This window comes from Robertmurraya sp. DFI.2.37 (genome assembly GCF_029211245.1).
GTDB classification, from domain to species: domain Bacteria; phylum Bacillota; class Bacilli; order Bacillales; family Cytobacillaceae; genus Robertmurraya; species Robertmurraya methanolica_A.
Genome location: NZ_JARGEJ010000025.1, coordinates 20,020 through 43,537, shown reverse-complemented (window position 1 = coordinate 43,537; position 23,518 = coordinate 20,020). Strand labels below are relative to the sequence as shown.

Below are 23,518 nucleotides of genomic sequence, written 5' to 3'. Positions count from 1 at the left end.
TACTTCTCTTTGGGTGTTAGAATCGTCTCTTCTTCGCCTGCCTTTCGAGTGCTTCGAGCTTTTTTAGTAGTTCTAATTCAGCTTCTAAATATTTAATCCGTGCTTCTGCTTTTTCTAGCTTTTTCTCGGCTGAAAGATTTTGAGAAGTGGGGCGTCCTGTACTGGCTTTCCCTCTACGTTCCTCTAAAAAACTTGCTTCTCCATATGTTTTATATGTAGATCTCCAGCGACTCAGTGCACTTTGTGCTTTCTTGAGTCCAATCATCTCTAAATCAAAGCCAGCTTCAATAAAAATCTGTACGGGCCCTTTACCCGCTAGATTTTCTTTCACCGCTTTAATTTTAAATTCGGATGTATATTGAATTGCACGATCAGATACAGAAGCGACATTTGGATTCGTTTCTAGTAGTTTACGTTGGTGTTCATTGAATATCATTTTACTCATCCTAATTTCTCCCGTTCTTACTTCATAACTTTTAGTATAACGGGGTTTTAAGTTAGAAAAAACCCCGAATAGGTCCACTTTTTTTAAGTGTCTACTATTCGGGGTTCAATTCAATGTTTGATATCAGCTTTTTCTTTTATGTTTTTTTGTATTTTATTTAGATGAAAGGGGAGTTTTTTCTTTATTTTTGTTTTCCCACTTCTTCAAATTATGCACCACGCCAAAAGACGGTTCTTTTATGAAAAGCGATGGAATCGGCTATTTATGTTGCTTTGCCTCAGTACTTGCTTCACATCATTATTGCTTTTCTAAATTGACACTCGATTTAGATATGTTCTCCGTATCAGAACTTTAATATCCATTGTTAGAAATAGTGACCGCTTAAGGGAAATCAACCAATATGATAGAGGGTATTAAAAAGGCTAAGTTTTTGACCACGTTCTTTTTTATGTTTATTGCCAATTTTTCACAAGCCCATACGGTCATATTCCTTGTCGCATATGATGTTGCGAAAAGACAAGGAGGGAATGGATATGGTAAAAGGAAAATTAATACCTCTCGTAGTTACAGCATTCTTCATCATTGTCATCTCAGTATTCTCTTTCTCTCTAATGGGTCCCAAATTATCTGAACCGGCATCAAGTAAAGTTTCGGCTGATGAAACGGAAATGAGTGGGAATGGGGAAAGTGGAGATAGTACGATTACAAATAATGTTGAAAACAATATAAATGGAGAAAATGCGGAAGTTAAAAATTCAATTGATAATAATGTGAAGAACGGTGAAAAAAATACGGTTGATAATAATGTTAGTAATAATATAGAAGTAAATGTAGATGTTCAAGTGACAAATGAGATTGGCAATAATGTAGAAGGACAAACATCAAATTCCGGTCATGAAGATAAAGGAACTTCTAATAACAGTAATGGCGATGATGCAAGTGCAAGCAGCAACACCTCGAATGATGAAATCGTTTGGGGTGTTGATTCGGCTAGCCATACTACGTCAGAAATGTTGTCATGTGTAAGAGAAAATTTCGGTGATCCTCTAATATGGGGAAGATATTTAGGGGAGAAAGACGGAGTTTCTGAAGGACTAACTGCAGATGAGATCGAGCTTCTTCACTCAAATGATATCGAGATTCTCTTGATTTGGAATCATTTTGAGGATGCAAGAGGATATGAAAATGGTCGAAGTGAGGCCGAACAAGCTATTGCTAAAGCTGAAGAGTTTGCTGTTCCTGAAGGTGTAGCACTATTTGCTGATATTGAACCGAATTATCCTGTTGACTCGGAATTCATAAGGGGTTGGTCAGAGGTTATGTTCGATTCAAAGTATGAATCAGGGATTTACGGTATTTTCGATGCAGAATCTGATTTAACAAAAGCCTTTAATGAAGCTGCACAAAGTAATAGCCATATTAATGAGCAAACATATATTTGGACAGCTGCTCCCAATATCGGAATCACTTCACAGTCAAACGTCCCTAAATATGAACCAGAAGCACCTGAAAATTCAAAAGTTGGCGGTTGGCAATACGGAATTGATGCGGAAAGCTGTAATATTGACACAAATCTTTTTTCAAAAAATATGAGGGAAGTACTTTGGTAGTATAGGAAGGATGGGATTATATTCCATCTTTTTTCTTTTAGATAGAGAAAAAAGATCGATTAGTTTTTAAGGATGCATGAGGTTTAACCGATTTCGATTCATTCTCACAAGAGAAATTTCTAGATTTAATTTGTTTTAAAACACTCTTGCTGTCTTGCTTCACCAGACCCTCCTTTAATGACAGTAAAAACTTTCTTGAATACGGAATGATCGATACACAAAATATAAAAAAAAGGGGGTTGGTAAAATGTTTGTACGATTCTTAAGAGAAAGCAAAATTGCAGCAACGGCTTTATTGTTAATGAGATTGTATTTAGGCTATAAATGGTTGACAAGTGGCTGGGGCAAAGTAACTGGAGGCGGGTTTGATGCCAGTGGATATTTACATGGTGCAGTTGCGAATGCAACAGGCGAAAATGCTACTGTTCAGCCGTGGTGGGCAAACTTTTTAGAAGCTATTGCCATTCCGAATGCCGGATTATTTAGCTATTTGGTGATGTGGGGAGAAGTTCTTGTTGGTATTGCCTTAATCCTTGGAATCTTTACAACTTTTGCTGCTTTAATGGGAGCAATTATGAACTTTTCTTTTTTGTTTAGTGGGACGATAAGCGTAAATCCACAAATGCTTTTATGGACAATCTTTATATTAGTTGCTGGATATAATGCAGGTAGATTTGGACTTGACCGCTACATTTTACCCGTTTTTAGACAGAGGTTTACAAGAACAGATGGTCCAATTGGGCAAATGTAGTGAAAACGGTTCTGTTCAAAATGTTCGGGAAAGCACGTGTGAAACCTTGGTTTCACACGTCTTTTACTTATCCAGAGAAGTTTTAGAAAATGAACCAAAATCACTACAAGTATCAAGCAAAGCCATCATCTAAAAAAATTTGCTTCTTAAGGATAGAATTAAGCTTTACTTTAGAAACTAATTATGATGACGAAAAATCAACTTATTATTTATTTGTTCGTTTTAAAGGAGAGACCATGAGTGAGAGGCTATATTCTTTCGTTTTGGCAAAAAATTGATCCCATTTACTACTCTTGCACACGTTTAAAATATGTCACAGATAAAGGAGACAATATTTTTCGGATTCGATTAACAAAGTATAAAGGAAGAAATATTGTCCTTTCAGATGGTACGCAAATAAATAAAAACGATATATTAGTAAAAATTCACCTTCACAATGTTCGCCTTCTAATGGAAGTGAAGGAAATAAAAAGTGAACTACGAAAGGCAAAAATTATTTATCGTCATGTGCAAAATTCACTTCCAGGCTTAGAGTTTTATATACGCCAGCATTTGTCCGCTTATAATGTTAAAGGAATCATAGGAATTACTCTTTTAAATAAAGGATGTGAACGGCTCGGTTTTGAAATTTTTGAAATTATAAACCCTATTTATAAATGGTACAAAACGTTAAGCTTTCTTCCCATAGGTATTCTATCTCATGAAAGTGTTAGGCTGAATGATGTGTTAAAGAAACAAAGACCTAATTACTTATTAATGTCTATGGCTAAACTAAGCAAATTATATAAAGGATATAGTCGATATAGATTAGAGGAAAGTGCAATGGGAAATTCTGAGAAAACAGTTCTCTTTTTACCTTTTTTACAAATTCCATCAGGACATCATCAAGTTGCAAGTGCTCTTATAGATAGTATACAGAGAGTAAATCCAGCAATAAAATGTGGAAAAACGGATATTTTAGCATATAGCTACGGAAAAATTGAAAAGTTCATTTCCCAATTTTATATCAATTGGATCTCAAGCTTTCCTAAGATATATAATTTGATCTATCAAAATACAGTGTACAAAGAACCTCAAAAAGAAAAACGTTATCGAGTGTACGAATTTCTTTTTCTGCGTTTTATGAAAAAACTTATTGCAGAAACGAATCCTGATTTAATTGTTTGCACCCATTCTTTGCCTTCTTATATGCTAAATTACTTAAAACAAAAAGCGGAAATAACAACTCCAATCATTAATGTATATACGGATTATTTTATTCACCAATTATGGGGAATAGATTGCATTGATCAACACTTTGTTCCAACTGCTCAAATGAAGAAGCTTCTTTTGGAAAAAGGAGTGAGAGAGGAACAAATCTTTATTACTGGAATCCCTGTTCACAAAAAGATTATAAAGCGGACCGCAATGAAATTACCTTCATGTAATAATACTTTTACAGTGGTGGTTTCAGGTGGAAATCTTGGCATAGGAGCAATCGAAGAATTATTGGAGGATTTAATCAATTACTATCCCAACAAGTTAAAGCTCATTGTTCTCTGTGGTAAAAATAGAGGACTTTATAAAAAAATTTCTTCGTTAAATCTTGACTACATAGAGGCGTATCCGTTCATTGCTAGCATGGATAAAATGAATCAACTGTATGAAGAAATGGATGCGATTATAACGAAACCAGGAGGGGTCACGATCAGTGAATGTATTTATAAAAGAAAGCCCATTTTTATATATCATGCTTTACCAGGGCAAGAGCAAATTAATTTAGAGCATTTAAAGGACAACGGCCTTGTTTTTCATTTGAAAAAGAAACGGGTTCTTGAACAAGTTCTCTCGGTACTTAAAGATGAAAAGCTCCTGCAAAACTATCATTATCAAATTGAAAAGTATCACAGGGAAATATGTTCCACGGAACCAGGACAACTCATTGCGCGGTGGCTAGAAAGCAAATGATGTGAATAACCGGAGGTCATTGCTGTCAATGACCTCCGGTTGTTCCTTAAGTTGCTGATGTATGAAAAGCGTAATCGCTCCTGATAGGTTGAAACTTCTTAGATTTAGTCAACAGGACGGCGAAAAGCTTTGAAGGAAGCTAAGTGGATAAAATCTTTTGTCAAAATAATTCAAGTTGAATTATTTTGAAGCGTAAAGCGCAATTTTTTTAATGCTGCTGATAATGGGCAGAATCAAGTTCAGGAGATGGGCTTCCTGGAATCGGGGTAGCATGTACATATGCAGGTGATTGGTTCAAGACAGGTACTTGACCCATCGCTTCCGGGTCAGCGATATATTCAAACTCTCCTGCGCTGTCCATACTTGGTCCACTTGCCCACCGACCAGCAGAACTTTCTTCGCCTTTTGAAAAGTTCATAAAGGAGTGGGAAACTTCTTTCTTTTCGAGTGATGTTGGGAATGTACTTGGAACAATCGGGCTCTGTGTTTGTTCAAGTTCTTCAATCGCTGCCATCCATTGATTTTGATGCATCGTATCTCTCGCAATGAGAAAAGACAGCATATCTCTCACGCCTTTGTCTGTGGTTGCTTCATACAACCTAACAACTTGAAGTCGACCTTGGCTTTCGGCGTTTAAATTAGCCCGGAAATCTGCGAGTAAATTACCGCTTGCAATTGTGTAACGAGAAGTCCAAGGATAGCCCATACTATCATCCGGTCTTGCGCCTAAGCCAGAGACGATGAAATGTTGCGGGTTCATCCCACCCATGACGGCACCAACAATGGATCTTTAGCTGCTTCTTCCTGATCAGTAACTGGTGCACCATCTAATAATTGGGCGATCATTGTTGCTAGCATCTCAACATGAGCCATTTCTTCTGTTCCAATATCTAGTAGCATATCTCTATACTTCTGTTCTCCTCTACAATTCCACCCTTGAAACAAATATTGCATCATTACTGAGATTTCTCCAAATTGTCCACCAAGAACTTCCTGTAATTTTTTGGCGTATACAGGATCTGGTTTATCCGGTTTTGCATTATACTGTAGTTCTTTTATGTGATAAAACAATTGCTGTTGCCTCCTTTAATGAAATATTTATTACTTCAATAGTTTTCGGTGCGGCAATGAATATTATGTATCTTAAAATGTTTACCAAGCCTTACATAATCAGCAGGTGGATGTGAATAATAATTTGGGATGGAGGGAGGACACCTTTATGGAGATACCGGAACGTGCAGGGAGTCTAACGAATAATAACGATTCCAAAAAAAGTGAAAAAAAATTAGCTTGGTGGCAGCTATCATTAATCGGTGTTGGCTGTATTATTGGAACAGGATATTTTCTTGGTTCTGGAATTGGGATTAAGATGACCGGCCCATCGATATTAATTACGTTTCTGCTGGCAGGTTTAGGAACTTTTATTGTCTCGGATGCATTAATGAAAATGTCTTCAAAGGATCCGCAAAAGGGCTCCTTTCGATCATATGCAAAGAAAGCTTACGGCAGTTGGGCTGGTTTTAGTAGTGGCTGGGTCTATTGGTTTTCTGAGATGTTAATTACGGGAAGTCAATTAACAGCTCTTTCAATCTTATCGAGGTTTGGTTTCCAAATCTTCCGCTTTGGATATTTGCAGCGGGGTATGCGATTTTGGGCGTTATTGTTGTCGTAATTGGAACAAAGGGGTTCGAACGAGCGCAAAATATTTTTGCCATTGTTAAAATAGCGGCAATTTTTATGTTTATTATTTTGGCAATAGCTGTCCTATTTGGTCTGTTTGGTGGAAGCAAAAATGATTTTACCATCCATGGAACGATGGACGAATTATTTCCTAAAGGGATGATGGGATTATGGGCATCTCTTATCTATGGTTTTTATGCATTCGGGGGAATTGAAATTATGGGGATTATGGCCCCGAGGCTGAAAAATAAGGAAGATGCAAGGAAATCTGGAGCGATTATGCTCATCATTCTTACAACCGTCTATCTTGTATCTATGGTATTAGCCACTGGATTAGTTTCAATCGATAAGTTTAACGCTGACGAAAGTCCATTTGTGAGTGCACTCGAAAAATATCATTTAGATTTCTTTCCCCATGTATTTAATGGAGGAATCATTATCGCTGGTTTTTCAACAATGGCAGCGTCGCTATTTGCGGTAACGAGTATGTTAGTCACTTTATCAGAGGATGGAGATGCACCGAAGTTTTTTTCGAAGAAAGGAAAATTGAAGGTTCCGCCATATGCTTTAGGATTAACGATTTGTGGTCTCATTACATCAATCATCCTCTCCTTTGTGATGCCTGATAAGGTGTATGAATATATAACAACCGCTGCCGGATTGATGCTTTTATATAATTGGTTTTTTATTCTCGTTTCCTTTCCTAGACTTATTCACGCCACTGGTTTTGATCATGTCAAAAGATTTACAGGAATGGCATTAATATTACTTGCGATCAGTGGGACACTTATTCATGGGTCCAGTCGCCCCGGTTTTTTTGTAAGTATTTTATTCGTTGGTCTTGTTTTGCTTGTCCTTTATATAAGACATTTAAAAAAGCGTAAGAAAAAATAACCCCTCTATACCTAATGGTTAAAGGGGAGCGTTTGTGCAGCTAACGGTTATTATTTCATATTTGGAGGTAGCATTCCTTTTCCTCCACTAAGGACAATGGGAAGAGTATTGTGAATATAAGGTGGGGCAGGCTTTAATTTTGGCTGTTTAGCTAATGGAACTGGATTTTCAACATAATTAAAGGTACCCTGCTTATCAATGCTCGGCCCTTGAGCCCATCTTCCAGTAGCACTTTCATTTCCTTTTGAGAAATTGAATAAGGTATAGGAAACTTCTTGTTTCTCTAATTCTTTCGGGAATGTGCTTGGTACGACAACATTTTCCTTTGCCTCTAGCTCTTTAATCGCCGCTATCCATTGATTTTGATGCATCCGATCTCGGGCAATTAGCCAAGAAAGCATGTCTTTAACACCGCGATCGTTTGTTGCTTCATAAAGTCTTACTGCTTGAAGTCGTCCTTGCGATTCAGCATTTAGATTTGCTCTAAAATCAGCTAATAAATTGCCACTTGCAATGATATAATCAGCAGTCCAACGATTGCCAACACTATCTGCCGGCATAGCGCCAAGTCCTGAGACGATAGCGTGCTGAGGGTTCATTCCACCTAAAATTGCTGCAACAACTGGATCCTTAGCAGCGTCCTCTAAATCACCTACAGGGGCACCATCAAGTAGGCGAGCAATCATTGTTGCGAGCATTTCAATATGGGCGAGCTCTTCTGCCCCGGTATCCATAAGTAAATCCTTATACTTTCCGTTTCCCCTCACGCTCCAGCCTTGGAAAAAATATTGCAGGGCGACGGATATTTCGCCAAATTGGCCACCTAATACTTCTTGTAATTGTCTGGCGAAAATCGGATCCGGTCTCTCAGGCTTTGCGTGATATTGTAATTCTTTAATGTGATAGAACAATGTCATTCACCTCAAATATTTTATCGATTTGGATTATCATTTTATTGTATTTATCGATGTTCTAATTGTGTTTGTCTATGATAACGGCCTAAATTTTTCCGCTAGTGCCTAATCTCTGGAATAAAGGGGATGCTACATAAGAATAATAAAATGGTAACGGTTCAATCAGCCAAGCTCATGGTGAATAAATGAGAGGAAGTGAAAAAATGTCTATATTTGTTTACCAAACATTCGAGGTTAAACAAGAGAAATTTAAAGAAGCGATTACTTGCGCAAAAAAAATCAAAAAATATCGTAATGAAAAATACAATCATCATGTCGAAATGTTGACGCCTATTACTGGACATGACTATACATACGCATTGCTTGCTAAGTATGAAGGTTTGGCGGAAATGGAATTACAAAATAGGAAAATGTTTGATGATGAAGAATATTTAAAGCTAATCGGAGAATTCTTTTTGGAAAATATTGTTCAAGGGAGTATGAACACACAAATTTTTAGAACGATGAATGACATCATTGCTGACAAAAAGGAAGAGGGAGAAAAAGAAGAGGAGAAATAATAATTGATTTGGACTGGGGAAAAGTGTCCCAGTCCAGTTTTATAGTATTTCAATAATTCCTTCGAAAACAAAGTAAAGACCAAATCCTATTAGTGATAAACCAGATATAATGGAAATAGATTTGAGGATATAAGAATTAAGAAATTTCCGTAAACCTGTTGTGAGTGAAGCAATTAGTAGATCCCATAGTGTTAGACCAAGAAAAATCATACTGCTGTAAAGAAGCAGGGAGCCTGGTCCGTTCATTTGCGCTGTTTTTGCTAAAACAGATCCGTAAATGCCAAGCCAAAATAAAATCGATAAAGGACTAGTAATCGACATGATAAATCCAGTTAAGAAACATTTTCTGAGGCTATCTTTTCCACTCCGATCATCAAGTGTAACAACACCTGCATTGACAATCCCTTCGATTCCAGAATAAATAAGAATGAATCCACCGAAAAGCCATAGAAATATTTGTACGATGGGAATCTCAAGGAAGTGGACCATTCCTAAATAGACGATCAGCATAAAAATACCGTCCGCAATCATCGATCCTGCTCCGACTATCCATGCATGCCAAAATCCGTTTTTAATTCCTTTATCCAACCGGGCAGAATTAACCGGGCCAATGGGGGCAGCTAGAGTAAAACCGAGTAGAATATAACTAAATAAAAGACTTATACTCAAAAACATCACTCCACAACAATCTAACTTGTACATTGTATGTGAGAAAATTTTAACTATGAATACTTGTCCAAAAAAATTTAGCGAGTTTATTCACGTATAAAGAGGAGCTGAATGAACTTTTAGAATTCTAGCTTTATCCTCCATAACACATTCGTGAAACTATCGACGCTGAAACCAACTGAAATATTGTCGGCAGCGACAGTGATTTCGATTGACATATAAGAAAATTTACCATATTCTAAAAATAGATATTAGAGTCAATTTCAGACCAAGTAAACTTTGGAATGAAATCGATATTAGTCAGAATATGTAATAGTGAGTGGTTGCCAATGGCTTTAAAGACAGAACAGCGTATTGGGCGTCATGCAACCTTACTTTTACTAGCAGATGACCATCGTGAGCTCTCGCAACAAACAGAGCAAATAGGATGGAAAAGCTGTTTAGGAAAAGTGGGATCGATGGAGTCGCAAAAGGTAGTTGCTGCGATAGAAGTAGCAGCAAAACAACAAGGAGTTATTAGTCAAGAACTTTATCGGGAAACACATGCTTTATACCATGCGATCATGGAAGCTCTCCATGGAATAACTCGTGGGCAAATGCAGCTAGGTTCAGTGATGAGAACGGTCGGGTTGCGCTTTGCCGTGGTGCGAGGCAATCCATACGAAGATGAAGCAGAAGGCGAGTGGATTGCAGTCGCCATCTATGGAACGATTGGTGCACCGGTTCGAGGTTTAGAGCATGAAACATTAGGACTTGGAATCAATCATATTTGAGTGGATGTGTTGGCGAAATTTAAACAATACCAATATGTTTTTCCAGTTTTAATATTGATTCTTACATGATTCAGACAACCAATTGCATAAAGTATGCCCAGAGCTATTAGATACTAGGGGGCTGTACACGAAAAATCAAAAATTTGATTTTATGTGTATGGCTCCCTTTTTATGTGTTGCTTTATCTTGGTAAAGAAATAAAACGAAAGCGGGTGGAATTATGGTGGTTTTAACAGGAAATACATTGACATTAGAACAAATGAAGGAAATTCTCTTTGAACAAAAATGGGTATCCGTTTCTGAAGAAAGCTGGGAGAAAGTTGAGGAAAGCCGAGCGGCAGTTGAAAAAATTGTTAAAGAAAACCGTGTTGTCTATGGGATTACGACTGGTTTTGGGAAATTTAGTGATGTATTAATCAATAAGGAGCATGTTGAAGAATTGCAACTTAATCTAATTCATTCACATGCGGTAGGAGTTGGAGAAGTTTTTCCAGAAATCGTCTCAAGAGCTATGCTAGTCCTAAGAGCGAATGCTCTTTTAAAAGGGTACTCTGGCGTTAGAAAAATAGTAATTGAAAGATTGCTTGAGTTTGTCAATAAGGGGATCCATCCAGTCGTCCCTCAGCAAGGCTCATTGGGAGCAAGTGGGGATTTAGCTCCACTCTCCCATTTAGTCCTTCCATTGTTAGGGGAGGGTGAAGTATTTTACAAAGGTCGTAGAGTTGAGGCTTTAAAAGCAATGACGAAAGAAGGGATTTTTCCTATTACGTTAACAGCGAAAGAAGGTCTTGCCTTAATTAATGGAACACAAGCGATGACAGCAATGAGGGTTATCGGATATTTAGAAGCAGAAAAAATGGCCTATCAATCTGAATTGATTGCTGCTATGACAATGGAAGGATTAAATGGCATTATTGATGCTTTTGATCAGGATGTCCATATTGCCCGCGGTTATCCGGAGCAAATAAAGGTAGCTGAAAGAATGAGGGAAATCCTTGATGGGAGCAAGCTTGTAACAAAACAAGGGGAAATTAGAGTACAAGACGCCTATTCTTTAAGATGCATTCCGCAGGTACATGGGGCAACTTGGCAAGTATTAAACTATGTGAAAGAAAAATTAGAAATTGAAATGAATGCTGCCACAGATAATCCGCTTATTTTTGAAGGTGGAAAAAAGGTTATTTCAGGGGGTAATTTCCATGGGCAACCGATTGCTTTTGCAATGGACTTTCTCGGTATAGCGATTGCCGAACTCGCCAATATATCCGAGCGGAGGATCGAAAGATTAGTGAATCCGCAATTAAATGATTTACCACCTTTTTTAAGTCCTGAACCAGGGCTGCAATCAGGGGCGATGATCATGCAATATTGTGCAGCATCACTTGTTTCAGAGAATAAGACATTGGCACATCCGGCAAGTGTAGACTCGATTCCATCCTCTGCTAATCAAGAGGACCATGTCAGTATGGGAACGATTGGTTCAAGACATGCTTATCAGATTATTGCAAATACGAGGCGTGTTTTAGCGATCGAATTAATTTGTGCTATGCAGGCAGCAGAAATAAAGGGGAAGGAAAAAATGAGTCCAATTACAAAAGAAATCCTTGAAGAAGGGAGGAGCATAATTCCTTTTATTGAAAAGGATAGGGTTTTTGCAAAGGATATTGCTGTTGCAGAGGAATGGCTGAAAACATCGGTTGCTATTTCGAAAAAAAAAGTAATTTTTGAAGTCGAGACATGTTGAAATAACATGATTTTTGAAACTAAGGAGGAGAAGAGATGAAGAGCACAAGCAAAGTAATTCGTTATCGAGGAACGGAACTAAATACTAAAGGTTGGCAGCAGGAAGCTGCTTTAAGGATGCTGATGAATAATTTAGATTCAGAGGTTGCTGAACGTCCAGAGGATTTGGTTGTGTACGGAGGAATTGGCAAAGCGGCACGAAATTGGGAATCTTTTGATGCAATCGTTGAGTCATTGAAAAAATTGGAAGCAGATGAAACGTTAATGATCCAGTCTGGGAAGCCAGTAGCGATTTTCAAAACGCATACAGATGCCCCAAGAGTTCTCATCGCCAATTCAAATCTTGTTCCCGCTTATGCGAACTGGGATACATTTCATGAATTAGATAAAAAGGGCTTAATGATGTATGGACAAATGACAGCAGGAAGCTGGATTTATATAGGCTCTCAAGGGATTGTTCAAGGAACATATGAAACCTTTGCCGAGTTAGCCAAGCAGCATTTCAATGGTTCATTACAGCATACGATAACCGTTACTGCTGGATTAGGTGGAATGGGAGGTGCTCAACCTCTCGCGGTGACAATGAATGGTGGTGTTTGTATTGCTGTTGAAGTGGATGAGACAAGAATTGATCGGAGATTAGAAACGAAGTATACCGATATTAAGACCAATTCACTAGAGGAAGCATTACAATTGGCGGCCGTTGCAAAAAAAGAAGGAAAGGCACTTTCAATAGGTTTATTAGGTAATATAGCAGATATTTTGCCAGAAATGCTCAGCAGAGGTTTTATTCCAGATGTTTTAACCGATCAGACTTCTGCTCATGATCCGTTAAACGGTTATATTCCAGCACAGATGACTTTAGAAGAAGCTGCACGTTTAAGGGTTGGAAATCCAGAAAGATACGTAAAAGCAGCGAAAAGTTCTATGGCAAGACATGTAATAGCAATGTTGAAAATGATGGAACACGGTGCTATCACCTTTGATTACGGCAATAATATTCGCCAAGTAGCAAAGGATGAAGGGGTAGAGAATGCTTTTGACTTCCCAGGCTTTGTACCAGCTTATATACGCCCGCAATTTTGCGTCGGTAAGGGTCCGTTCCGTTGGGCAGCTTTATCTGGAGATCCTGAGGATATTTATAAAACGGACGCAGCTATTCTTAGAGAATTTGCTGACAACGAGCATTTATGTAATTGGATTCGCATGGCCCAGGATAAGATTCAGTTTCAAGGTCTGCCATCACGGATCTGTTGGCTTGGATATGGAGAACGGGCACGTTTCGGCAAAATTATTAATGACATGGTAGCTAGTGGTGAATTGAAGGCACCTATCGTCATCGGTAGAGACCATTTAGATTCTGGCTCTGTTGCCTCTCCAAATAGAGAGACAGAGGCCATGCTTGATGGCTCTGATGCTGTATCAGACTGGCCGATTTTAAACGCTCTCATTAATGCGGTTGGAGGGGCTACTTGGGTTTCTGTTCATCATGGCGGCGGGGTCGGCATGGGTTATTCCCAGCATGCGGGAGTTGTCATTGTTGCTGACGGGACAAAGGAAGCGGAGGAACGGATTAAAAGAGTACTTACGACAGACCCGGGCATGGGGGTAGTTAGACACGCGGATGCTGGCTATGAATTAGCGAAGAAGACTGCTCGAGAAAAAGGAATTCGCATGCCGATGCTTGAGAAGGAGGCTGAGTCATAATGACAAAACCTCTTTGGATCAAAAATGCATCTCAACTGGTTACTCTTGCAAGCGAACAACAAGGTCCCCGTTCAAAAGAAGCGATGTCTAATTTGGGTATAATCGAAAATGGAAGTATTTGGATTGAGAATGGATTCATTGAAGCAGTTGCAACGACAGAAGAAATTAAGCAACGGTACGAAAACCGTCTCCATGAGGCTGAAATCTTTGATGCAAATAATTTATTAGTGACACCTGGTCTAGTTGATCCTCACACCCATGTCGTCTATGGGGGAAGCAGAGAACGGGAATTTGAGATGCGCCTTGAAGGTGCAACTTATATGGAAATTATGAATGCTGGTGGAGGGATTCATGCAACAGCAAGGATGACTCGGGAAGTATCAGAAATGGACCTGTTTGAGCAAACTTCAAGGAGACTTAACTCTTTTTTACAGCATGGAGTGACAACAATTGAAGGAAAAAGTGGTTATGGAATGGACCTTGAGACGGAATTAAAGCAATTGAGAGTGATGAAAAAGCTGCAAAAAGAACATCAGATCGATCTTGTTCCGACATTTATGGGGGCACATGCAGTTCCGCCAGAATACAAAGGCAAAGAAGATCAGTTTGTTGATTTGTTAATTGAGGAAATGCTTCCCATTATTGCAAAAGAGAAGTTAGCAGAATTTAACGATGTTTTTTGTGAAAAAGGAGTCTACACTCCTGAGCAATCTGAAAGGATTTTAGAAGCTGGAAAAAAATACGGACTCATCCCGAAAATACATGCTGATGAAATTGAACCGTATGGGGGAGCTGAGCTTGCCGCGAAAGTTGGCGCTATTTCTGCGGAGCATTTGCTTAAAGCGTCTGATCATGGGATTGAAATGATGGCTAAGGCCGGGGTCATCGCTTGTCTCCTACCGGCAACAGCTCTTTATTTGAGAGAAGAAGCTGCTAAAGGGAGAAAAATGATCGATGCAGGAGTACCAGTTGCCATTTCAACTGATTGTAATCCTGGCTCATCCCCAACCACCTCGATGCCTTTAGTAATGAACCTTGCTTGTATTACGATGCGTCTAACACCAGCAGAAGCTTTGACAGCAGCAACTTATAATGCCGCTTGTGCCATAAACCGTCAAGAGGTCGTTGGCTCATTAGAGAAGGGAAAACAGGCAGATATAGTTGTCTGGAATGTAAAGGATTATCGTGAACTGCAATATTTATTTGGTGTTAACCATGTGAAAAGTGTTTGGAAAAAAGGTGTTAAGGTGGTGTCAAATGAATGAATGGGCATTGGTTGCATTCCCCTGAATGGAAATGGACTAACAACAGCACGGTGGATAAGCAATTTGTTCATCAATGGGTCGTTCCACTAGAGGAAATATCGTCCTATCCAGATGTAGTTCTTTATGGTGCGCCAATTTCTCGTTCATCGATAAGTGTTTCAGGCGCATCTCAATATCCAGATGAATTTAGGAAAATGTGGAAAAAGTTTGCTACCTATCAAATTGAAAAGAATATTGATCTAACAAGCCTTAACGTGGCAGATGCTGGCGATGTTCAAATGCATACGACTGATATTCTCCTTTCTCATGAGAGAATAGAGGCAGCGACCTCCTACATCGTTAAAAAATATGCTCGCTCTGTCACTTCTCTCATCGGAGGTGATCATTCTGTTACTGCTTGTGCTATTCGTGGGATAAAAGAACAATATCCCGAGGAAAAAATTGGTATTCTTCAATTAGATACGCACCTAGATGTGAGGGATCCAAGAGAGCTTGGACCAGCAAATGGAACACCTATTCGTCAATTAATTGATGGAAAAGTTGTTGAGGGTAGGCATATTATTAATATTGGCTTGCATGGTTTTTTTAATGCAAAGTCCCTTGTTGACTACGCACGGGAAAAAGAAATTAAGCTAATTCCGTTAAATGAAGCAAGAAATCGAGGTTTGGTGCATACGATAAAGAGGTCAATCGAGTATTTGGAAACAGAGGTCGATAGAATTTATGTAACCGTTGATATGGATGTTCTAGACATCTCCGTTGCACCTGGTGTTCCAGCGTCGACTCCAGGCGGCATGAACTCACAAGAATTGTTTGATATATTGTTTGAGATAGGGACACATCAAGAGGTTAATCATATTGATTTTGTTTGTCTCGATCCAACGAAGGATTCAATTGTCGCTGAAACGGTTAAAATCGGAGTCTATGCTTGGCTGCAATATTTAAGCGGTGTCGCTGTTCGAAAATTAACGTAAAATCGATTACTATGCTTGCTAGTAAGTTTTTTGTGGGCTTTATAATAAAATTGACCTATCGATAAGAAGTGTTTAAAATGATTATGTCTGCTCGCAACTTTTGCTTACAGGTGGGGATAGGATGACGATTTTTATTCTAATAGTTATTATATTTCTTGTTTTCAACCTTTCTCGGTATTTACCCGTATGGGGAGTACGTTGTCTACAAATGTTGGAAATAGATGAGAATAGCACAACGATCGTTGATGTTCGAGATTATAATCAATCATATAAGGACGTTACTCAAGCCGCGATTAATATACCAGTGGCGTATTTAAATAGATATTTTCATGAAATTCCTGGTAAACAAATACATGTTGTTGCTGCGAATCCACTTGAAAAAAATATCAGTATTCGTTTCTTAAGAAAAAAAGGGTATGCGGTTAAAAGCTATACAATAACAGACTGCCAATGTAATTAAAGGAGTTAGATGTTTAAAAACTACAGGATTCGTTGGTTGGTCAAACTGCCGATAGACTCGTTTTTAATCGAGTTTGTCGACAGTTTTTTTGTTTTGAACAAATTTCTTATTGTCGCGGATAATTCTTTTATGAAAAAGACGTTGAAAGAAATTGAGTAGTTGTATGAGGCAAGTTGACTATCGGAACTTAATTTTGATTTTTCAGATAACTTATGAGGACAGGTACAAAACTCAACATCGATCTTTTTACGATCTTTTGAGGCAAAAAAGAAAAGGGATTGAGAGGTATCCTCTAAAATCCCTTTATCGATAATTGAATTTGACAGAGTTAAACTATATTTTTTACATGCTATTATTTACTAATAAACATTTGTGTCCAGTAATTCCCATTCTCTACATAGCCAACGCCGATATGGGTAAATGAGGAATTTAAAATGTTGGCGCGATGCCCTTCACTATTCATCCACGCTTGCACGACCTCTTCAGGTGAACGCTGTCCCATGGCAATGTTTTCTCCAGCAGAACGATAAGAAACCCCGAATTGCTTCATCATATCAAAAGGAGAACCATAGCTTGGACTTGTATGGCTGAAATAGCCCTTTGCTTTCATGTCCTCAGATTTTATTCTTGCAACTTCGCTTAAAGTTGCATCAGTTTTCAAGGCTGGAAGCCCATTTTTAGCGCGCTCTTCGTTAGTTAAATCGACTACTTTTTGTTCAAAGGCACTTGCTTGAGTGCTGGACTTTGATGGTTGTTGGCTTGTTGCCGGTTCTTTTGGCGATTGTTGGGCTGGTACAGGCTTCGTAGAAACAGGTTTATCTGTTGTCACCGTTTTGTCGTTGTTCGTTTGTTGTTTTTGATTATGTTTGAAATGGCTCTGACTCTTTTGCAAAAATTTGTTAAGTAAACGATTTATTTGCTCATTATTTAAATTTTCTTGTTGGTAAATAACTATGTTTTTCACTTGTTTTGTCTCAATAGGTGCAGCATCTGCACTAATGGTTGCTGCCGAGGAAAATAAAAGAGCGGCAGAAGCAGCGATTGGTACGATGAATTTCTTTTTCATATGGTATAGCCTCCTAGAAAAATCTTGTGTTTTCTTGCTTCTTCATGTTAGCATGCGATTTTTGTCATATTTCAGGGAGGTTTTTCCATGCTAAGGCTATGAAATAGATGAATGATTATTCCATTTGTGATGCAACCCAATAAATACCTACGTTTCTAAAATAAATTCACTAAAATCAATAAATGTAAATATTAGGATTGAATGTTATAAATTACAACTAATTTGGGGTTGACATGGTGGAAAAAAGGGGGAGTTTATTACATCTATAACGAATATGTAACTAAATTTAATGGAAAATGGCAATAAAAACGTATCTACATTTAACGCAAATTGAAATTCCAATAGGGTACCCATTTTCATGTTTTTTATAAAGATGTTTTCCATTTAACGCGATAATTACCACCTATATTATCTCACGCTTCCATTAAAACTAAGGAAGTAGTTAGTACATTTTATAAAGGAGGGGTTTTAATTGATAAAGAAAACATCAAGTATTGTACTGACTTCTGTATTGCTATTCAGCCTTGCCGCATGTGGAGTAGGTAATGACAATGTTGCCCATGATCCATCGAATGACGGCAGAACAGGTACGCTCCCTGTTCGCAATGATGTTAACAATAATCGTGGTTTTTTTGAGCGCAGTTGGGAAGAAGGAACCGACTTTATTGACAACGTCGCTAATGATATGGGATTTCAAGGAGAAAATAGAGCTAATCGTCGCAATGACAATGTCGATATTTCTGCTTCTAACACAAGCATTAACAGTGATAAATATCCACATACCAAAGCTGTTTTGATCCAAGATGCAAAATTTTCCTTTACTCCAGCAGACGGAAATGATTTGGCTTCAATTCAGAAGTAGCTTGAAGAACAATTAAAAGCAAGATTCGGACAATTAACACCACAACTACGTCAGCAAGCTAAGCAACAAGCACAACAACAAGTCCAACGGCAACAAGGCCAGCAGCAACCGTCACAACAGCAAGGGCAGCAACAACAAGGCCAGCAACAACAAGGGCAGCAACAGCAAGGGCAGCAACAACAAGCACAGCAGCAACCTGCTGAGCAGCCCAAACAACAGGAGCAAGGACAGGGTGAAACAGGCAACATAAGTGAATTTGCCCAACAAGTTATCGATCTGACAAACCAAGAACGTGCAAAAAGTGGTTTACCAGCATTAAAGGCTGATGCGAAAATTAGTAGTGTTGCCTTGAAAAAGTCTCAAGATATGCAGGCGAATAATTACTTTTCACATACGAGTCCAACATATGGATCACCGTTCGATATGATGAGGGACTTTGGTGTCACTTATAAATCAGCTGGTGAAAACATTGCACAAGGACAGAGAACACCGCAGGAAGTTGTTCAAGCTTGGATGAATAGTGAAGGACATCGCGCGAACATTTTAAATTCTTCCTTTACTCATATAGGCGTTGGATATGAACAAAATGGAAATCATTGGACGCAAATGTTTGTTGGAAGATAATAATCCTTTTGGGAGTCTTATTGTTATGGATAGGACTCCCTTTTATACATATTCATTTATTAGCGTAGTAGGTGAAAATACCTAAAAAAAACCGTTCCAAAAGGGGAACGGATAAAAGAGACGTGTTCGAGTAGAAAACTAACCTATATGTAGTGAAAATCAAGAAGATGAAATCAATATGTTGATTTTTATTTTACCATATGATTTCAGGTTAGGCAAATTGTTACTATTTACTCATACTTCTCTTAATTCGGAAATTTCGACGGTAGTTCTTTCTTCTAAAGGTCCTCTTAAATGGACGGTTGCAGTTTGTCCATCTTCATTAAGCTGATCAATCCAAACTGATGCACCATTATAATGAACTTCAATATCTGCTGAAGAAGATAAAATTTGTTTAATACGTTTAATGTCCATTTGTTTTCCTCCTTCCTGTTTATCATTGTTAGTTTGTCGGAGGAATGGATACTTTATGCTGATCATTTAATTTAAAGCGAAAATATTACAGAAACATCAGCACAGCATAAGGAAAGACAATCATGATGAGTGAAATCGTTAGAATGGTTGAGATCGATTTTTTGGTTAATTTTTTCCCTTCTCGTTTGAAAGGTAACCCATTTTTATAAATGACGAATATGATCGCTAGCAGTGCTAATGCCTGAAGTGCAAATAAAATTTTATGGAAAATCGCACTTGCCGACAAATCTTGCACAGTTGTATCTGAAATTAAAAGAATAATTCGATCATTGATGGTGCCAAATAGGCCAAAAAACAAAATCAGGAGAACGAGAATAATGAAGAAATAAAAAATTTTTATTTTAGCCATGGATAAAAACCTCTCTTATTAATTATTGAAGCATATATATGCTACCATTTCTCGTTATTAGAAACAATTGATTGAAAAGGTTTATGAAAGAATATGATTGTTTTTGATTAAAATTGATTAAAAATGATTGATTTTGGCTGAAAGTTGCAGTATGATAGAAACATAATGATGAAAACGCTTCAATGGAGGTGGTTTCTTGCTAGAAACTGAACGACACGAAAAAATTTTAAAGCTGTTAAAAGAAAAAAATACAGTAAAAATTCACGAGCTTGTAGAACTTACCGCTTCATCTGAATCAACGATTCGCCGAGATTTAACATATTTAGAGAATAGAAAATTTTTAAAGAGGGTTCATGGTGGTGCAGCAAGACTACAGGGGAAATTACAAGAGCCGTCAATGATTGAAAAATCATCCAAAAACCATCAAGCAAAACAAAAAATCGCAAAATTTGCTGTTGGATTAATCGAAGAAGGTGATTCCATTTATCTAGATGCGGGTTCAACCATTCTAGAAATGATCCCGCATCTACCAGAAAACATCGTCGTAGTCACAAACGGAATGACGCATTTGCCATTGCTATTAGAAAAAAATATAAGAACATATTTAATTGGCGGCTTTGTCAAACCGTCGACAAAAGCCATCATTGGTCGAGACGCTTGGGCAAGTCTCCAACATTATCGTTTTGACAAATGCTTTATGGGAGTTAATGGGATCCATCCTCATTTCGGATTTACAACCCCTGATCAGGAGGAAGCGACCATAAAAGAATTAGCCATTTCGTTATCGCGAGAAGCATTCATTTTAGCGGATGATTCTAAATTTACAGAAGTTGCATTTGCTAAAATTGCTGATATTGAAGCAGCAACGATCATTACGAACGAGTTAGAGCGGGATATTGAAAAACAATATGAGGAAAAAACAGTTATAAAGGTTGTGACATCATGATTTACACAGTTACATTAAATCCATCTTTAGACTATATCGTTAAATTGAACCAATTTGAACTTGGTAGCTTAAATCGCTCCAGCGCTGAATCGAAGTTTCCTGGTGGAAAAGGGATAAATGTGTCACAAGTGTTAAAAAGGGTTGGTGTGAATAGTAGAGCACTAGGCTTTATAGGGGGCTTTACTGGAGCTTATATTGAAGATTTTCTGAAAAAAAACGGAATTGAAACAGACTTTGTTTACGTTAATGAAGATACAAGAATTAATGTCAAAATTAAGGCTGAAGAGGAAACAGAGCTGAATGCAAAAGGTCCTGCCATCTTAGAAAGTGATTTCACAGCATTAAAGGACAAAATTCAAAACCTTACCGAAAACGACATCCTTATTTTAGCGGGAAGTATTCCAACCTCAATGCCAAGAAACACATATGAGGATCTGGCTAAAATTTGTCTGGAAAGAAAAGTGAAATGGATCGTCGATGCTGAAGAGGAACTTCTCAAAAGCATTCTTATGTATAAACCTTTTCTCATTAAGCCTAATCATCATGAATTGGGTGACTTTTTCAATGTGAAAATTGAGAGTGGGGAGCAAGCTATTCCTTATGCAAAAAAGCTAGTGGGAATGGGAGCAGAAAATGTGATCGTTTCTTTAGCAGGTAAAGGAGCAATCTTTGTTAATAAGGATACGACATTGAAATCTAATACGCCAACTGGGGAATTGAAGAGTTCTGTCGGTGCAGGAGATTCAATGGTTGCGGGCTTTATTGCTAAGTACGAGCTTAGTGGTGACTATGAAGAAGCCTTTCGATACAGTGTAGCGAGCGGAAGTGCGACAGCGTTTTCCTTAGGATTATGTACGAAGGATAAGGTAGAGGAAGTATTGACGCAAGTAAAGATAGTAAAGATAAAGGGGGAACAATCATGAGAATTACTGAGTTGTTAACAAAAGAAACGATAAAACTATCCATTAGTGGAAATGGAAAAAATGACACAATTGAAGAATTGGTTGAGATCCTTGATCAAGCCAATAAATTAGCCGACAAAAATGATTTTAAAGAGGCCATTTTAATGCGAGAGGCCCAGAGTACTACAGGAATTGGAGAAGGTATTGCTATCCCTCATGCAAAGACAAGCGCAGTTCGTGAAGCAGCTATTGCGTTTGGTCGCTCTCAGTCTGGTGTTGAATACCAATCACTAGATGGTGAGCCAGCACATCTAGTATTTATGATTGCTGCAACTGAAGGGGCCAACAATACCCATTTGGAAGCCCTTTCTAGACTTTCGACTATTTTGATGAATGCGGAAGTAAGAGAGCAACTTTTACTTGCAAACACAAAGGATGAAATTATTGCGATTATTAATGAACATGATCAGGAAAAAGAAGTAGAAGAGCAGTCGATGAGTGGAAAAAAAGACTTTATCGTCGCCGTAACAGGATGTCCAACGGGGATAGCTCATACGTATATGGCAGCTGATTCATTGAAACAAAAAGCCCAAGAACTTGGGATCGATATTAAAGTTGAAACGAATGGGTCAGGTGGAGCAAAAAATATATTGACCGAAGAAGAAATTGAAAATGCGACTGCTGTCATTGTTGCTGCAGATACAAATGTGGAAATGAACCGTTTTAATGGTAAGCATGTGATAGAAGTTCCTGTCGCTGATGGAATTCGTAAGCCACAGCAATTGATTGAAAGAGCGATTAAACAAGATGCACCGATTTATAAAGGACAAGGTGGAGCGAAGCTAGAAAATAAACAAGAATCTTCTCGTAGTTTTGCTTCGACGATTTATAAGCATTTAATGAGCGGTGTTTCTAATATGTTACCATTTGTTGTTGGCGGAGGGATATTAATTGCCATTAGCTTTATGTTTGGGGTTAACGCATCCGACCCAAATGATCCATCTTATCATCCCATTGCGGAAGCATTAAATACGATTGGTGGCGGTACAGCTTTCGGGCTAATGATTCCGATTTTAGCTGGTTTTATTGCGATGAGCATTGCTGATCGTCCAGGTTTTGCAGCTGGGATGGTAGGTGGTATGCTTGCAGCGACAGGTGGTGCCGGTTTCCTCGGTGGTCTCGTCGCTGGTTTTCTTGCCGGTTATTTAGTGATTGGTTTGAAAAAGATTTTCTCAGGTTTACCTGCTTCACTCGAAGGGATTAAAACGATCTTACTCTATCCATTATTGGGAATTGCATTAACTGGTTTTATTATGTTATATGTTGTCAATAAACCAGTTGCCGCTTTAAATACAGGTATCTCTGATTGGCTTTCTACTCTTGGAACAGGTAATGCTGTTTTATTAGGAATTATTCTTGGATTAATGATGTCATTTGATATGGGAGGACCTGTTAATAAGGCGGCATATGTATTTGGAACAGGGCTATTAGCAAGTGGTGTTTATGAGCCAATGGCAGCGATAATGGCAGCAGGTATGGTTCCTCCACTTGGAATTGCGATTGCGACAACTATTTTCAAAAATCGCTTTAATAAGCAAGATCGTGAAGCTGGTAAAGTGAACTATATTATGGGTCTATCCTTTATTACTGAGGGAGCAATTCCTTTTGCAGCAGCAGATCCGGTTCGAGTCATACCATCGTTGATGGCAGGTTCTGCAGTAGCAGGAGGTTTGTCCATGCTTTTTGGCATCGGTCTACAGGCTCCTCATGGCGGATTATTCGTTATTCCACTGGTTAGCGGTGGTTGGTTCATGTACTTATTGGCAATTGCGATTGGTGCAGTCGTTTCCGCTATTTTGCTAGGAGTACTCAAAAAGCCTATTAAATAAAAAGTAAAAACGAA

22 protein-coding genes and 3 pseudogenes are annotated in these 23,518 nt (G+C 38.3%); 17 read left to right on the top strand and 8 right to left on the bottom strand.

Annotated elements, in window-relative coordinates; translation table 11 throughout:
• Positions 1-16 precede the first annotated feature (16 nt).
• The gene (locus PZE06_RS29580; protein WP_306421218.1) at positions 17-445 is read right to left on the bottom strand and encodes an HTH domain-containing protein; all 429 of its coding nucleotides are present in this window, start codon (positions 443-445) and stop codon (positions 17-19) included.
• A 533-nt stretch (positions 446-978) separates the two neighbouring features.
• Between PZE06_RS29580 and PZE06_RS14265 the strand changes: the two genes are divergently transcribed.
• The 4 genes and pseudogenes from PZE06_RS14265 to PZE06_RS14255 all read left to right on the top strand — a co-directional run bounded on the left by PZE06_RS14265 (position 979) and on the right by PZE06_RS14255 (position 4,753).
• Positions 979-2,055 carry a glycoside hydrolase domain-containing protein gene (locus tag PZE06_RS14265; protein WP_150916552.1) on the top strand — a complete coding sequence of 359 codons (1,077 nt, stop codon included), beginning with the start codon at positions 979-981 and terminating at the stop codon, positions 2,053-2,055.
• 247 nt (positions 2,056-2,302) lie between these two features.
• Positions 2,303-2,806, top strand: coding sequence for a DoxX family protein (locus PZE06_RS14260; RefSeq protein WP_150916554.1), 504 nt, complete (start codon positions 2,303-2,305; stop codon positions 2,804-2,806).
• A gap of 240 nt (positions 2,807-3,046) precedes the next feature.
• Positions 3,047-3,580 (top strand): annotated as a pseudogene (locus PZE06_RS32105) (YkoP family protein); the annotation flags it as partial.
• A gap of 48 nt (positions 3,581-3,628) precedes the next feature.
• Positions 3,629-4,753 carry an MGDG synthase family glycosyltransferase gene (locus PZE06_RS14255; protein ID WP_150916618.1) on the top strand — a complete coding sequence of 375 codons (1,125 nt, stop codon included), beginning with the start codon at positions 3,629-3,631 and terminating at the stop codon, positions 4,751-4,753.
• Positions 4,754-4,961: 208 nt separating this feature from the next.
• Here PZE06_RS14255 and PZE06_RS14250 read toward each other — a convergent pair.
• Positions 4,962-5,824 (bottom strand): annotated as a pseudogene (locus PZE06_RS14250) (manganese catalase).
• A 148-nt stretch (positions 5,825-5,972) separates the two neighbouring features.
• Between PZE06_RS14250 and PZE06_RS14245 the strand changes: the two are divergent.
• Positions 5,973-7,327: pseudogene (locus PZE06_RS14245) on the top strand (amino acid permease).
• 50 nt (positions 7,328-7,377) lie between these two features.
• Here PZE06_RS14245 and PZE06_RS14240 read toward each other — a convergent pair.
• The gene (locus tag PZE06_RS14240; protein ID WP_150916556.1) at positions 7,378-8,238 is read right to left on the bottom strand and encodes a manganese catalase; all 861 of its coding nucleotides are present in this window, start codon (positions 8,236-8,238) and stop codon (positions 7,378-7,380) included.
• A gap of 206 nt (positions 8,239-8,444) precedes the next feature.
• Between PZE06_RS14240 and PZE06_RS14235 the strand changes: the two genes are divergently transcribed.
• Entirely contained in the window at positions 8,445-8,801 is a 357-nt protein-coding gene (locus PZE06_RS14235) for a hypothetical protein (RefSeq protein ID WP_150916558.1), read from the top strand.
• A 39-nt stretch (positions 8,802-8,840) separates the two neighbouring features.
• Here the strand turns inward: PZE06_RS14235 and PZE06_RS14230 are convergent, their stop codons facing one another.
• Complete coding sequence (locus PZE06_RS14230) at positions 8,841-9,470, bottom strand: LysE family transporter (RefSeq protein ID WP_483314066.1); 630 nt, start codon at positions 9,468-9,470, stop codon at positions 8,841-8,843.
• A 329-nt stretch (positions 9,471-9,799) separates the two neighbouring features.
• Between PZE06_RS14230 and hutP the strand changes: the two genes are divergently transcribed.
• The 6 genes from hutP to PZE06_RS14200 all read left to right on the top strand — a co-directional run bounded on the left by hutP (position 9,800) and on the right by PZE06_RS14200 (position 16,392).
• Entirely contained in the window at positions 9,800-10,243 is a 444-nt protein-coding gene (gene hutP / locus PZE06_RS14225) for a histidine utilization transcription antiterminator HutP (RefSeq protein WP_150916563.1), read from the top strand.
• Between the two features lie 220 nt (positions 10,244-10,463).
• Positions 10,464-11,987: a histidine ammonia-lyase gene (gene hutH / locus PZE06_RS14220; RefSeq protein WP_150916565.1), complete on the top strand. Its 1,524-nt coding sequence runs from the start codon at positions 10,464-10,466 to the stop codon at positions 11,985-11,987.
• A 35-nt stretch (positions 11,988-12,022) separates the two neighbouring features.
• On the top strand, positions 12,023-13,693 hold the full coding sequence (gene hutU, locus PZE06_RS14215) for a urocanate hydratase (protein WP_150916567.1): 1,671 nt from the start codon (positions 12,023-12,025) through the stop codon (positions 13,691-13,693).
• Positions 13,693-14,958 (top strand): imidazolonepropionase, encoded by a 1,266-nt coding sequence (gene hutI / locus PZE06_RS14210; RefSeq protein WP_150916569.1) that lies wholly within the window; start codon positions 13,693-13,695, stop codon positions 14,956-14,958. The genes hutU and hutI overlap by 1 nt, the downstream gene beginning before the upstream one ends.
• On the top strand, positions 14,955-15,932 hold the full coding sequence (locus PZE06_RS14205) for an agmatinase family protein (protein ID WP_150916572.1): 978 nt from the start codon (positions 14,955-14,957) through the stop codon (positions 15,930-15,932). The genes hutI and PZE06_RS14205 overlap by 4 nt, the downstream gene beginning before the upstream one ends.
• Before the next feature lie 208 nt (positions 15,933-16,140).
• Complete coding sequence (locus PZE06_RS14200; RefSeq protein ID WP_225310690.1) at positions 16,141-16,392, top strand: rhodanese-like domain-containing protein; 252 nt, start codon at positions 16,141-16,143, stop codon at positions 16,390-16,392.
• A gap of 352 nt (positions 16,393-16,744) precedes the next feature.
• On the opposite strand, the gene PZE06_RS14195 is transcribed toward PZE06_RS14200, so the two are convergent.
• Entirely contained in the window at positions 16,745-17,458 is a 714-nt protein-coding gene (locus tag PZE06_RS14195) for a CAP domain-containing protein (protein ID WP_150916576.1), read from the bottom strand.
• A 472-nt stretch (positions 17,459-17,930) separates the two neighbouring features.
• Here PZE06_RS14195 and PZE06_RS29575 point away from each other — a divergent pair, with 472 nt between their 5' ends.
• Positions 17,931-18,320, top strand: coding sequence for a hypothetical protein (locus PZE06_RS29575; protein ID WP_306421216.1), 390 nt, complete (start codon positions 17,931-17,933; stop codon positions 18,318-18,320).
• A 58-nt stretch (positions 18,321-18,378) separates the two neighbouring features.
• On the opposite strand, the gene PZE06_RS29570 is transcribed toward PZE06_RS29575, so the two are convergent.
• Positions 18,379-18,507: a hypothetical protein gene (locus tag PZE06_RS29570; RefSeq protein WP_306421215.1), complete on the bottom strand. Its 129-nt coding sequence runs from the start codon at positions 18,505-18,507 to the stop codon at positions 18,379-18,381.
• A 59-nt stretch (positions 18,508-18,566) separates the two neighbouring features.
• Between PZE06_RS29570 and PZE06_RS29565 the strand changes: the two genes are divergently transcribed.
• The gene (locus PZE06_RS29565; RefSeq protein WP_309145449.1) at positions 18,567-18,944 is read left to right on the top strand and encodes a CAP domain-containing protein; all 378 of its coding nucleotides are present in this window, start codon (positions 18,567-18,569) and stop codon (positions 18,942-18,944) included.
• A 234-nt stretch (positions 18,945-19,178) separates the two neighbouring features.
• Here the strand turns inward: PZE06_RS29565 and PZE06_RS14185 are convergent, their stop codons facing one another.
• Complete coding sequence (locus PZE06_RS14185; RefSeq protein WP_150916578.1) at positions 19,179-19,358, bottom strand: H-type small acid-soluble spore protein; 180 nt, start codon at positions 19,356-19,358, stop codon at positions 19,179-19,181.
• Between the two features lie 85 nt (positions 19,359-19,443).
• Entirely contained in the window at positions 19,444-19,767 is a 324-nt protein-coding gene (locus tag PZE06_RS14180; RefSeq protein ID WP_150916580.1) for a hypothetical protein, read from the bottom strand.
• Between the two features lie 196 nt (positions 19,768-19,963).
• On the opposite strand from PZE06_RS14180, the gene PZE06_RS14175 reads away from it, so the two are divergent.
• The 3 genes from PZE06_RS14175 to PZE06_RS14165 are packed head-to-tail and all read left to right on the top strand — an operon-like array spanning position 19,964 to position 23,504.
• Positions 19,964-20,713: a DeoR/GlpR family DNA-binding transcription regulator gene (locus PZE06_RS14175; protein WP_150916582.1), complete on the top strand. Its 750-nt coding sequence runs from the start codon at positions 19,964-19,966 to the stop codon at positions 20,711-20,713.
• Positions 20,710-21,636, top strand: coding sequence for a 1-phosphofructokinase (pfkB, locus tag PZE06_RS14170; RefSeq protein ID WP_150916584.1), 927 nt, complete (start codon positions 20,710-20,712; stop codon positions 21,634-21,636). Before PZE06_RS14175 ends, pfkB begins: the two co-directional genes overlap by 4 nt.
• Complete coding sequence (locus PZE06_RS14165) at positions 21,633-23,504, top strand: PTS fructose transporter subunit IIABC (RefSeq protein ID WP_150916586.1); 1,872 nt, start codon at positions 21,633-21,635, stop codon at positions 23,502-23,504. The genes pfkB and PZE06_RS14165 overlap by 4 nt, the downstream gene beginning before the upstream one ends.
• Positions 23,505-23,518 lie beyond the last annotated feature (14 nt).